The 12,237-nt window shown below is 53.1% G+C and carries 10 protein-coding genes; 2 read left to right on the forward strand and 8 right to left on the reverse strand.

The features are described from left to right. Positions 1-251: 251 nt before the first annotated feature. Together pyk and HMPREF2959_RS04435 are read left to right on the forward strand one after the other, a co-directional pair. Positions 252-1,724, forward strand: coding sequence for a pyruvate kinase (pyk, locus tag HMPREF2959_RS04430; RefSeq protein ID WP_002220131.1), 1,473 nt, complete (start codon positions 252-254; stop codon positions 1,722-1,724). A gap of 310 nt (positions 1,725-2,034) precedes the next feature. After that, positions 2,035-3,435 (forward strand): OmpP1/FadL family transporter, encoded by a 1,401-nt coding sequence (locus tag HMPREF2959_RS04435; protein WP_002243184.1) that lies wholly within the window; start codon positions 2,035-2,037, stop codon positions 3,433-3,435. A gap of 259 nt (positions 3,436-3,694) precedes the next feature. On the opposite strand, the gene HMPREF2959_RS11990 is transcribed toward HMPREF2959_RS04435, so the two are convergent. The 8 genes from HMPREF2959_RS11990 to rfbC all read right to left on the reverse strand — a co-directional run. Next, positions 3,695-3,844, reverse strand: coding sequence for a hypothetical protein (locus HMPREF2959_RS11990; protein WP_017201169.1), 150 nt, complete (start codon positions 3,842-3,844; stop codon positions 3,695-3,697). 17 nt (positions 3,845-3,861) lie between these two features. After that, complete coding sequence (locus HMPREF2959_RS04445; RefSeq protein ID WP_002225930.1) at positions 3,862-4,059, reverse strand: hypothetical protein; 198 nt, start codon at positions 4,057-4,059, stop codon at positions 3,862-3,864. Positions 4,060-4,069: 10 nt separating this feature from the next. Further along, complete coding sequence (locus HMPREF2959_RS04450) at positions 4,070-5,086, reverse strand: lysozyme inhibitor LprI family protein (RefSeq protein ID WP_002216199.1); 1,017 nt, start codon at positions 5,084-5,086, stop codon at positions 4,070-4,072. A gap of 98 nt (positions 5,087-5,184) precedes the next feature. After that, complete coding sequence (gene gltS / locus HMPREF2959_RS04455) at positions 5,185-6,399, reverse strand: sodium/glutamate symporter (RefSeq protein WP_002216198.1); 1,215 nt, start codon at positions 6,397-6,399, stop codon at positions 5,185-5,187. A gap of 217 nt (positions 6,400-6,616) precedes the next feature. Continuing rightward, positions 6,617-8,023, reverse strand: a complete 1,407-nt coding sequence (locus tag HMPREF2959_RS04460) for an SEL1-like repeat protein (protein WP_002224757.1) — start codon at positions 8,021-8,023, stop codon at positions 6,617-6,619. 366 nt (positions 8,024-8,389) lie between these two features. Further along, complete coding sequence (locus HMPREF2959_RS04465; protein WP_002243183.1) at positions 8,390-9,649, reverse strand: capsule biosynthesis protein; 1,260 nt, start codon at positions 9,647-9,649, stop codon at positions 8,390-8,392. Positions 9,650-9,785: 136 nt separating this feature from the next. Next, positions 9,786-11,900, reverse strand: a complete 2,115-nt coding sequence (locus HMPREF2959_RS04470) for a capsular polysaccharide biosynthesis protein (protein WP_002243182.1) — start codon at positions 11,898-11,900, stop codon at positions 9,786-9,788. A gap of 23 nt (positions 11,901-11,923) precedes the next feature. Beyond that, positions 11,924-12,237: dTDP-4-dehydrorhamnose 3,5-epimerase (gene rfbC / locus HMPREF2959_RS04475; RefSeq protein WP_070696440.1), on the reverse strand; the 314-nt coding region annotated here is incomplete at its 5' end.

The raw sequence follows: 12,237 nt of genomic DNA on the forward strand, positions 1-12,237 counted from the left end.
TTTGGGCTTATTCAAATTAGGGACACGCCCTAGGACAGTCCCAAAAATAAATTTAGCCTAAGTCATAAAACCGTGTAATTTTGCACCAAAAAAGGCGGTTTGCAGGTAAAATATCAAACTATTAATTTAAATCATATTTTTACAGAATATTCCGCCGCGTTCATCAAATGGACATCAAACCGGTTCCAAATTTCTGTAATTTTGTAACAAAATACCGCAAAACACCCGATTGAGACCAAAAGGACTTTCATATGAACCAGACAAGCCGCGATCTGACCCGCATCAGCCACAACACCAAAATCGTCGCCACCCTTGGGCCGGGCAGCAACAACGTCGAACTGTTGGAAGATATGATCCGCGTCGGCGGCCTGAACGTCGTCCGCTTCAACTTCAGCCACGGCACGCCCGAATTCCATCAGGAAAACGCCCGCATCGTGCGCGAAGCGGCAAAACGCGCCGGACAGGAAATCGCCATCATTGCCGACCTGCAAGGGCCGAAAATCCGCGTGGGCAAAATCGCCGGCGGCGGCATCGAATTGAACAAAGGCGAAACGCTGCTACTGGATGCCGCGCTTGAAGGCGAAGGCACGCGCGAGGCGGTCGGTTTGGACTACCGCGACCTGCCCGATGACGTTGCCGCAGGCGATGTCTTGTGGCTGGACGACGGCCTGCTGACCCTGACCGTGGAATCCGTCGAAGGCAGCAGGATTATCACAAGGGTGGAAAACAGCCACGTCCTGAAAAGCAACAAGGGCATCAACAAACGCGGCGGCGGTCTGTCCGCAGGCGCGTTGACCGAAAAAGACTTCCGCGACCTGAAAACCGCGATTGCCATCGGTTGCGACTACCTCGCCATCAGCTTTGTGAAATCCGCCGAAGATTTGCATATCGCGCGCGCCAAAGTCGAAGAAGAAATGAAAGGCAGCACGGCCGTGCGCCCCGGTTTGGTTTCCAAAATCGAACGCGTAGAAGCGATTGAAAACTTGGACGAAATCATCCTCGCCGGCGACGGCATTATGGTTGCGCGCGGCGACTTGGCGGTCGAAGTCGGACACGCCGCCGTCCCCGCCCTGCAAAAACGGATGATCCGCCGCGCCCGCGAGTTGCGCCGCTTCAGCATTACGGCGACGCAAATGATGGAATCGATGATTACCAACCCCGTACCGACCCGCGCGGAAGTCAGCGATGTGGCAAACGCGGTATTGGACGGTACCGATGCGGTGATGTGTTCCGCCGAAACCGCCGTCGGCGCGTATCCGTTTGAAACCGTCAGCCAAATGGCGATTATCTGCGCGGCTGCGGAAAAAGAGCAGGATTCGCTCAACGGCGTTGCCGAACAGGTCGAGTATCCCGAAGCGGTCAGCACCAACCTGGCGGTTGCCGGCGGTGCGGTCAGCGTGGCGCGCGCGGTTCACGCCAAAGCCATCGTCGCCCTGACCGAAAGCGGTTCGACCGCCTTTGAAATCAGCCGCCACAACATCACCCTGCCGATTTTCGCGCTGACCCCGAGCGTTTCCGCCCAACGCCGTATGGCGATGTACCGGGGCGTGCGCCCGCTGATTTTGGCAACCAGCACCGACCACGACACGGCGTTAAACGAAGTCGAAACCATGCTGGTGGAACACAACATCCTGCATTCCGGCGACCAATACATCATTACCAGCGGCTCGCAAATGCGCGAATCCGGTTCGACCAATACGCTGGAAGTGCTGCGCGTCAAATAATCCGCCCTGAGTGGAAAATGCCGTCTGAAGTCGATGCCCGAGGCTTCAGACGGCATTTTTTGCGGCGGCGCGGCGGTTCGGGCAAACTCTGAAAAAATTGTGCAAATCCGGCAACATCGGATAAAATCGAGTACCTATACTAAAGCGAAACAAGGCATTTCCGACTGCCTTTTTTATAGTGGATTAAATTTAAACCAGTACGGCGTTGCCTTGCCGTACTATCTGTACTGTCTGCGGCTTCGTCGCCTTGTCCTGATTTAAATTTAATCCACTATATTTATCCACCGTCCGCCTTTTTACGGAAACCGAAATGACCCCTTCCGCACTGAAAAAAACCGTCCTACTGCTCGGCACTGCCTTTGCCGCCGCATCCGCACAAGCCTCCGGCTACCACTTCGGCACACAGTCGGTCAACGCGCAAAGCACGGCAAATGCCGCCGCCGCAGAAGCCGCCGACGCATCGACCATCTTCTACAACCCTGCCGGCCTGACCAAACTCGACAGCAGCCAGATTTCCGTCAACGCCAACATCGTGCTGCCCAGCATTCATTATGAGGCGGATTCCGCCACCGACTTTACCGGGCTTCCCGTCCAAGGTTCGAAAAACGGCAAAATCACCAAAACCACGGTTGCGCCCCACATCTACGGCGCATACAAAGTCAACGACAATCTGACCGTAGGCTTGGGCGTGTACGTCCCCTTCGGTTCTGCCACCGAATACGAAAAAGATTCCGTGTTGCGCCACAACATCAACAAACTCGGTCTGACCAGCATCGCCGTCGAACCTGTCGCCGCGTGGAAACTCAACGAACGCCATTCCTTCGGCGCAGGCATCATCGCCCAACATACTTCCGCCGAGCTGCGCAAATATGCCGACTGGGGGATTAAGAGTAAAGCAGAGATATTGACGGCAAAACCGCCCAAACCTAACGGTGCAGCCGAAGCTGCAAAAATTCAGGCCGACGGACACGCCGATGTCAAAGGCAGCGATTGGGGCTTCGGCTACCAACTGGCGTGGATGTGGGACATCAACGACCGCGCGCGCGTGGGCGTGAACTACCGTTCCAAAGTCTCGCACACGCTCAAAGGCGATGCCGAATGGGCGGCAGACGGCGCGGCGGCGAAAGCAATGTGGAGTACGATGCTTGCAGCAAACGGCTACACGGCGAATGAAAAAGCCCGCGTTAAAATCGTTACGCCTGAGTCTTTGTCCGTACACGGTATGTACAAAGTGTCCGATAAAGCCGACCTGTTCGGCGACGTAACTTGGACGCGCCACAGCCGCTTCGATAAGGCGGAACTGGTTTTTGAAAAAGAAAAAACCGTCGTCAAAGGCAAATCCGACCGCACCACCATCACCCCCAACTGGCGCAACACCTACAAAGTCGGCTTCGGCGGTTCTTATCAAATCAGCGAACCGCTGCAACTGCGCGCCGGCATCGCTTTTGACAAATCGCCCGTCCGCAACGCCGACTACCGCATGAACAGCCTGCCCGACGGCAACCGCATCTGGTTCTCCGCCGGTATGAAATACCATATCGGCAAAAACCACGTCGTCGATGCCGCCTACACCCACATCCACATCAACGACACCACCTACCGCACGGCGAAGGCAAGCGGCAACGATGTGGACAGCAAAGGCGCGTCTTCCGCACGTTTCAAAAACCACGCCGACATCATCGGCCTGCAATACACCTACAAATTCAAATAAACGGCCCGCCGTTTGAATGTAACAATGCCGTCTGAAACAGATTTCCGTTTCAGACGGCATTGTTTTAGGCTCGATTTATAGTGGATTAACAAAAATCAGGACAAGGCGACCGAAGCCGCAGACAGTACAGATAGTACGGAACCGATTCACTTGGTGCTTAGCACCTTTAGAGAATCGTTCTCTTCGAGCTAGGGCGAGGCAACGCCGTACTGGTTTTTGTTAATCCACTATATTTGGGAGGGGCGTAACCCCTTCCGAATCAGGACGGCACATAGGGCAACGCTTTATGTGCCGTCTTGTGTGTTGAAACATCAGCATAGGAAACGCAGGAAAAGACGGCTGTTTTGCGCCTGCGTACCGTATTGGTCAAAATGCCGTCTGAAACCGATAACAGGGTTTCAGACGGCATTTCCGTCAATTTTCCCTTTATCTGCCGAACAGGTTGGCGATATTTTCCATCTGTTCTTCGGTAAAACCGTTTTCGCCCAATCTGGCGGCAACTGCCCATTCGCCCGACAAACCGTGTTCCGCACCGAGCTGCCGCCATTTTTCGACTTTGGCTTCGTCTGTGGTTTTTTCGGGCAGCGGTTTGACGGGAATCCTGCTTTTTGGGACGGTATTCATCGGTTTGCCCCTAATCGATGGAATAGCCGCGAAGATACTGTATCCGTTCGCGCGTCATCCGCGTGTCGCATTGCAGCTTGAGGTATTCGGCGTATTCCTGCCGGTCTGCCTGCGCGGCGGCTTGTCGGCAGTTGCTGATTTTTTCCTGCGCCCACTTGCGTTGTTCGCCGACCAACTCTTTTTGCACGTCGGTATCGAGTCCTCCCCAAAGTTTGGTAATTTCGGATTCCGCACGCTGGTTTTGTACGCGCGCCTCTTCCACTTCGCCCCGTGATACGGTAACGGTATCGGCACGCTCGCCGTCGTCAGGATGCAGGATTTCCGGTTCGGGCGCGCCTTCTGCGGCTTGGGGTACGTCTGCATCCCCTCCGGCGGCATTATGTTCCAAAATGTCTTCGGGCGTGGGTTTGGACGGTTCTTCTTCACGGGCTTTTCCGCTCAAAATCCTGACCGCGTCTTCTTTTTTTACCGCCTTGCCGTCTATCATCACGATGCTCTTCACGCCGTAAGGCAGCAACGCGACAGACAGCGTTTGCGCCGCCATACCGACCGTGTTGTCGACAAATGCCGTCTGACCGTCTTTGACGGGCAGGAAGCGGACGGCTGCCGTCAATACGCCGTCTTTAAACTCGACATTGCCGCCCGTCTTCTGCCGCACAATATCCGACAAAGCGGTTTCCCCGTACAGCAGGGGGCTGTTTGCCTTGGCATCGGCAAGCGTTTCAGACGGCACGGTAATGTTCAAATCGGCGATACAGAACGTGCGCCCGCCTTCCTGCGTTTCCGAAGCGTGTTCCAAAGAAAACGCCAAACCGTAGGCGGCGGCGATAATTTTGTCGGCATCGACAAACTGCCTGCCGTCTTCGCGCGCGAAAGAACGCGCTTCCTGCGTGAGCGTTTCCTGAATATTGCCGCGTATGCCTTGCAACACGGCGGGGTTGGCGCATTCCAATGCCTTGGGCGGTTCTTCCCTGCCGCAAGCGGCAAGCAGCAGGGCAAACGGCAGCGCAATGAGTTTCCGATACATGATGTTCCTTCCAAACGGTGCAGACCGATAGCGGCTATCATAGCAAAAGCACCTGCAGGCGGTAAACCTTGCAGGTGCTTTGTCGGAAAGGCGGAAAATCAGCCTTTAAAGAAATTCACAAAACCGGTGAGAATCGCGGCATTAATCAAATCGACGAAGAACGCGCCGACCATAGGCACAATCAAAAACGCCTTATGCGACGCGCCGAAAGTATGCGTGACGGACTGCATATTTGCCACCGCCGTCGGCGTTGCACCCAAGCCGAAACCGCAATGGCCGGCAGCCAATACTGCCGCATCATAGTCGCGCCCCATAAAGACATAGGTAACAAAAGTCGCGTACAAAACCATCACCACGGTTTGTACGGCAAGAATCACGGTTACAGGCCCCGCCAAACCGGTCAGCTCCCACAGTTTCAAATTCAGCAACGCCATTGCCAAGAAAAGCGAAAGCGAAGCATTGCCGAACACATCGATGGCGCGGTCGAACATATTGACCTTGAATGCGGCAGTGAGGATGTTGCGGATGACCACGCCGCCAAACAGACACCACACGAATTTGGGCAGGTCGAACAGGTATTCTTTGTCGAAGCCGTCCATAATCTCGGCAAACGCCAAACACGCGGCAAACATGGCAAGCGTTTCAACGGCAGATTCCGCCGTAATCAGGCGGGTGCGTTTTGCCTGCTCGAACACGTCGTCCGCGTTGTCGTCCTGATCCTGTTTTTTGTTTTCAACCGGTTTGCGGCCCATTTTGTTGATCAGGCGGCGCGCAACCGGCCCGCCGATCAGGCCGCCGAACACCAGCCCGAAAGTAGCCGATGCAATACCCAAACCGGTTGCGCCGACCAAGCCGTATTGCGTTTCAAAATTAGGTCCCCACGCACCTGACGTACCGTGTCCGCCCGTCAGCGACACCGAACCGGTAATCAGACCGATGAGCGGGTCCAAACCCAAAGCCGTAGCCAGTCCGACCCCGACAAAGTTTTGCACCAAGATAAATCCGCCCACAATCGCGGTAAAAACCACCAGCGGCAAACCGCCCGCCTTCAAACGGGAAAAATCCGCGCTCAAGCCGATGGACGTGAAGAAAATCAGCATAAACGCATTTTGCAGCGGTTTCTCAAATTTGAAGCTCACGCCGTACGCCTCGTGCAGCGCAAACAGGATAATCGCGGCAACCAAACCGCCAGCGACCGGCTCGGGAATATTGAAGTCTCGTAAGAATTTGATTTTTTGAACCAGAAATTTACCAACCAGCAACACGAGCGTGGCGGCAATCAGTGTGTAATAACTGTTGAATTCCCATTCCATGTTGTTTCACCTCCTAGAAATATTTTTCCGAGCATCCGTTTTTGTTCCGGATGTAGTGTGTTTCAACGCTTGGCGTTATCCGCCGAGTGTCATGGTATTGATGCGCGGACAAGGTGTTTTCAGAAAGAAATGAAAACAATGGCGTGTCCGTGAAAAATAACTGGCAAATATTAGGGGAATAGTTAAAGATTGTCAAAAAATGCGAGTGTAAATCTTTTCAGACGGCCTTTTGTCCGATGGCATGGTGTGCTTCGCGTCGCCATTGTTCTAATAGGGATATTAATGATTCGGCCGAAGTGTGGCCGTTGCCGATGGCGGCCTGCAGCCAGTAGCAGGCGGTCGGAACATGACAGCCGACACCTTGCCCGTGATAGTAAAAACAGGCGAGGTGGTATTGGGCGGAAGGGTGGTTTTGTTCGGCAGCAATGGCGTACCAGTGTGCAGCCGCCCGAGGATCTTGCGCCGTACCGAGGCCGTAATGGTAGATGCGGCCTAAGGCTGCCGCTGCGTTTTTATGGTGGAACCCGGCAGCTTCCATGTAATTTTTTCGCGCGGCATTGTAGTCGGCGGGACGGCCGATGGCGCAGGCTTGTGCTTCCGCCAAACGGTAGATGGTTTCGGTTTGTTGTTGTTGCAGGGCGGCAGTTTTGATTTGTTCGTATTGTTGCGGATGGTACAGCGCGGCGTCGCTGATGAGTTTTTGTGCTGCGGCGGCAGAACCCAGCGCGGCGGCACGGTGGTAGTAATCTTGCGCGATATGGTTGTCGGCTTTGATACCGAGACCGTAGCGGTAGAGGTCGCCCATGATTTTCAGGGCTTCAGGATGGTTTTTCTCGGCAGCGGCTTTGGCATATCGTGCCGCTTGGAACGGATCGCGTTCGGAAAGTTCGCCGGTCAGGGCGTATTGGGCCAGCTTAGACTGTGCTTCCGCTTGTTCCTTATCGGCGGCACGACGATACCATTCCAAGGCTTCAGGTTTGCGTTGGGCGGCAAGAAGGTCAGCCAGCAGCGTTTGTGCGGCGATGTGGCCGGCTTGTGCGGCTGGTTCGAGATAGTGTTCGGCTTGTGCGTGGTTGGGGCTGACACCTGTACCGTAGAAGTAGATTTGACCAAGTTGCCAGCAGGCGGCAGTTACGCCGAGTGCTGCCGCTTTTTCGTATTGTTCGATGGCTGTTTCAACGTCGCCTTGGCGTTGATGATGGCGTGCCAGATGGTAATACGCAGGTGCGGCATATCGGGCGGCAGCAAGTTCCGCCCAGTAGAGCGATTGTGGATCGTTGCGTTGCGCGTGGTAACGCATGAGGATTAATTGGGCTTCTGAGTGCCCCTGCTCACCCAGCCAGGCATAGTCGTTGAGAAGCTGTCCGGTCGGGGTGCCGTTGTGTTCGCGTTGTTGCAGCAGGGAGAAGAGTGCTTTGGGATGGCGTTGGGCCGCGGCGGCTTCCAACCATGAAAGTGCCTGCTCCGGTTGGCCGTTTTGCAGCAGATGGTTGCCCAATACGAAAGCAGCTTCCGCATAACCTTGCTCTGCCGCCTGTTGCAACAGGGGCAGGGCTTGGGCGGTATTGGATTGTTCCAAAAGGGCGGCGGCTTGCCGGTAGAGGATATCAGGAGCGGCGGTCATGGTTTGCGGGCGGATATAAAGTGGAAGACGGATGCTGCGGCATATGGGCGGCGATACCGGTTGAGGGCTTTGTAAAAATTTTGCTCGGCACAGTTTTATAGAGTGTATTGCCTTGCCGGCTTATCTTTAGGATGTTTGGCTTGTTATATTGTTTTGCCTAGGGATATATCCATATTTTGTGTGTTACAAAGGGCTCAGGTTGAGTCGGTATGCGCTCATGGCAGCTCGGTCATTATACTGTTTTTGTAATTTATTGTTAATGATAAATGCAGGTTTTTGTGTTTTATTTACATGGCAGTAGCTAAGGTATTGATTGTTTCAGGCCGTCTGAAATGTTTTCAGACGGCCTGAATTATTTTTGCTAAGTCAGGTTGCTGGAGTGGAAGAGTCGGAGGTTTTTTTGTTAGGAAAAAAGACCTGACTGTAGAAGTTGCCGTTAATTTGGGTCACGTTGAGGTGGTACATTCGGTAGGCATGGAACAGCTCTTTGTCAGGCGGTGTCGGATGATTCCAAAATTCTGCCAAGGTATTTTGGTCAGTAATACCGGGAATATCATAATAGGCACGGCCGAGAACCTTAACTGGCATATTGTGAATCAGTCCGGACAGGCCGCTGGTGCTGTTGATGGTAACCATGCCGAGACCGTGGCGCAGGAAAACGGGCAGGGGGACATCATGGACATAAATCACACGGCCTTGGAGTTCGGGGTGTTCTTTGATAAAGCGTTTAATGTCGCGCCAGTAGTCGATAAAACCGCGGTCCATCGGATGATGCTTGATGATGATGTTGGTATCGGCAGGCGCGTGCTCGGCAAATGAACTCAAAACATGGAGCAGGAAGCTGCGGACGCTGGGAAAGTCGCAATGGATACGGACTTGGCTGTCGTTGAATACCTGCAAGGGAACAATAAAAAACTTGCCGTATTTGCCTGCTTCCACACGTTTGGCGATTTGGATGTCTTCAATATAGTAGTTCAAACGCTTGAGGATGGAGAGCGACCACGGTTTGAGGTAATGGCCGGCATTGGGTGCGCGGTGGTGGATGTAGTCGGGGTATTTGCGTAGATTGCGGAACAACTCGATATAGTAACGGATGGCGTTTTTTGCCATGGGCGTAAATCCGCCGCGTACCGGCGTTGGCGCTTTATATTCTTGCTGGGCAAGCTTAGGGAATTGTTCAAGAAAAAAGTCGGCACGGCGTGGCAACGGGGAAAATGCGTTGACGCCGTCTTTTTCTAAGGTGATGTAGTAGGGGCGGAAATAGCCTTCTTCAAACGCCCAGAAACTGGCTTGGTTTTCGTTTGCAATGCGTTTTGCAATGACGTGATAAGGGCGTGTGTCGCCAAAGCAGACAACGGCCTGGATGTGATGTTGAGTGATGTATTCTTGCAAAAACTCAGGAAAGGCATCGTAGTTGTCGTTAAAAACAACGGTATGCGCTTGAGTGGGCGGATAAAAATAGTCGTCGCCTGCATTAAAGTTGAATTTATGTACGGTTTTGCCGTTTGCAGTCAGCCAGTCGGCAAGGCGCAGAAAAAAATCGCCGACAGGGCCTTGAAGCAGCAGGATATTTTCTGCGCTTTCAAGCAGGTTTTGCAGGTTATTTTTGAGGACGGTCTGTTTCATGTTGCAATGTGGTTTTGTTTTTTATGTAATAGTTTTAGGTTGAACTTTCAAGCATACGCCAAGAGAATTAACGATGCAAAGGCAATGATGCCGCAATAGAGGCAAGTTTATGACGCATCGTTAACTTTGATGGTATTTATTTGAAAGATCGATATAGTTGTTTGATTTTACCTAATTTTTTGGCAAAGCACCCGCGATGTAATCCGTTGTTGTTTTTTTGCATATTTTTTTGTCGTATCAGGATTTGGGCTGCAGTTTCCGCATTGATGGCCTGATGGGTTTTGGGGTGGATGTAGTCGGGATAGTAGATGAGCGTGCCGGCAACCAGCTGCCAAAGCTCAAGCCTGCGGCTGCGGCGCGGAATAGGGAGCAGATCTTGGGTAAGCCCCCAACCTGCATAGAAAGGCAGGCCGTAGCAGCTGACTTTTTTGCCGCGCAACAAGGCTTCAAAACCGGTCAGCGAAGTCATGGTATGTATTTCGTCTGCGTATTGGAGACAGGTCAGGATGTCGGCTTGTTCGGCGGTTTGGTCGGCATATCGTGCAGCATCATCAGGGGAAATATGGCCGATGCGGTTACCGCTGACTACATCGGGATGCGGTTTGTAGATGATATAGGCATTGGGGTTTCGTTCGCGTACGGTACGGAGCAAATCCAGATTGCGGTAGATTTGGGGCGAACCGTAGCGGATAGACGCATCATCTTCAACCTGGCCGGGAACGAGGATCACGGTTTTGTCGGTTGACGGGGCGGTGAAGTCTGAGCTGCCGACGTTGTATTTACTGATGTGGTTTTCGGTCAGCATTTTTTGCAGCTTCAAGGCCGTCTGAAAGTCTTGATCGTCGAAGTTTTGGTTTTGCAGGATGTGTTCAAGACGGGATGGGGCTTCGGCATTGAAATAAATGCCCATATCGTCGGTAACAAGTGACAGTGGCGGTACTAAATTAGAGCCGAGTCCGACCGATCGGATAAAGCCGTCTTCCATGCGCAGCAGGGGGATGTGGTGTTGTTCGGCAAAGCGGACGATGGCCTCTTTGCCGTTGCCCCAGGCAAGGATGCGTGCATCGTCGGACAGTTTGACCCCTGCCAGTTTTTGGGTGGAAGAGATAAATTTCAGACGGCAAGAGGGTACGTTAAAGAACGGTTTGGCAACCGCGCGTTTCCACAAAGACATACCAACGCAATACAACTCGCCACGCAATTTGTCGTTTTTGCGTTTGACCGTCGCTAGATAGTCGATGACATCAAAGAGGCTGCCTGCTTCGCCGGTATTGGGGTTGAGGTAGCGGCTGTATTGCAGATAGGCTGCAGCGAAGAGCTGCAGCAAGTTGCGGGGGGCGCGGCGTTGGGTTTGAACAAGGCTGTCGATTTTAGGATGGCGGTCGTCACTCACGCCCCATCCGGCATACCACGGCAGGCCGAAAGTGGTCAGCGGCTTGCCGCACAAAAGCGCCTCAAAACCCATTTGCGAGGTAACGCAATAAACTTTATCGATGTTTTGCAACAAAGAAATCGGATTGATGTCTTCTGCCAGAAGATTGACGCGGTGTTGCTGCGCCAGTTGGGTCAGATAGCCTTGTTTTTTGCCGCACAAAACATCGGGATGGGTTTTGACCCAAATATCGGCTTGCGGGTTTTCATTTAAGGCCGTCTGAAACATCAGTTCAAACGTAGAGGCGTCTGCGCCGCCATATTGGATGGCCATATCGCCGAATGTTTGGTCGATAATGAGGACGGTTTCAGGTTTGGATGGGGAGCGTAAAGGATGATCGTCTGAAAGTTCGGGCGCGTGGTTGTATTTGGACAGGTGGTGTTGCAGGATGAAATCCATCGCCTGCTGCGCCTGAGCCAAGGTTTCAGACGGCATGGTATCGGCGGCAAGAATCAGTTGTTCCAAACGAGAAGGGCGGGTAGTGTCGTAGTAGATGCCGATGTCGTCATAGACGATGGAATAGGGAGGATAGCCGGCAACGCCCAGGCCAAGCGAGCGTAAAAAGCCGTCTTCCAAAGCAATAAAGGGAAGCTGGTGTTCAGCGGCAAAAGCACGCGCTTTGTGTGTCGTCGGGCGCAAACCCCAGCCGATAACAGCCTCTGCTCCTTTCCCATCCTTGCAGATATGAAACTCAGGCAATAGGGTGAAGAGATGGGGGATTTTGCGGATGCCACGAGAGGGGATGTAGGCGTTTTTCACAATGCGTTTTCGTCGATTATTGTTATTAATGGATTGTAGGCCGTCTGAAAAGAGGAACATTCTTTCAGACGGCCTGAATAGTCTTAAAACGTGACTGCTTCGGCCAATACTTTGCCTGCCAAGTCTTTAGGCGACAGGTTCGGCGCGGTTTGAAGCGGCCAGTCGATGCCGACGGTCGGATCATTCCAAATTAGTGAGTGTTCGGCTTTGGGGTTGTAATAGTCTGTGCATTTATAGACGAACTCGGCTTCATCGCTCAGTACATAGAAGCCGTGTGCGAAACCTTCGGGTACCCACAGTTGGCGTTTGTTTTCTGCGGACAGAATCTCGCCTACCCATTTGCCGAAAGTGGGGGAGTCTTTACGCATATCGACGGCCACGTCGAATACTTCGCCGA

Source organism: Neisseria sp. HMSC070F02 (assembly GCF_001814225.1).
In the GTDB taxonomy this organism is placed as follows: domain Bacteria; phylum Pseudomonadota; class Gammaproteobacteria; order Burkholderiales; family Neisseriaceae; genus Neisseria; species Neisseria meningitidis.

What these genes read in the sequence shown, in the direction of transcription:
- HMPREF2959_RS04465 (WP_002243183.1), bottom strand. Translation starts at nt 9,649, where the DNA reads ATGAAACAGACCGTCCTCAAAAATAACCTGCAAAACCTGCTTGAAAGC.
- gltS (WP_002216198.1), bottom strand. Translation starts at nt 6,399, where the DNA reads ATGGAATGGGAATTCAACAGTTATTACACACTGATTGCCGCCACGCTC.
- HMPREF2959_RS04470 (WP_002243182.1), bottom strand. Translation starts at nt 11,900, where the DNA reads ATGTTCCTCTTTTCAGACGGCCTACAATCCATTAATAACAATAATCGA.
- HMPREF2959_RS04460 (WP_002224757.1), bottom strand. Translation starts at nt 8,023, where the DNA reads ATGACCGCCGCTCCTGATATCCTCTACCGGCAAGCCGCCGCCCTTTTG.
- HMPREF2959_RS11990 (WP_017201169.1), bottom strand. Translation starts at nt 3,844, where the DNA reads ATGCCGTCTGAAACCCTGTTATCGGTTTCAGACGGCATTTTGACCAAT.
- HMPREF2959_RS04450 (WP_002216199.1), bottom strand. Translation starts at nt 5,086, where the DNA reads ATGTATCGGAAACTCATTGCGCTGCCGTTTGCCCTGCTGCTTGCCGCT.
- HMPREF2959_RS04445 (WP_002225930.1), bottom strand. Translation starts at nt 4,059, where the DNA reads ATGAATACCGTCCCAAAAAGCAGGATTCCCGTCAAACCGCTGCCCGAA.
- HMPREF2959_RS04435 (WP_002243184.1), top strand. Translation starts at nt 2,035, where the DNA reads ATGACCCCTTCCGCACTGAAAAAAACCGTCCTACTGCTCGGCACTGCC.
- pyk (WP_002220131.1), top strand. Translation starts at nt 252, where the DNA reads ATGAACCAGACAAGCCGCGATCTGACCCGCATCAGCCACAACACCAAA.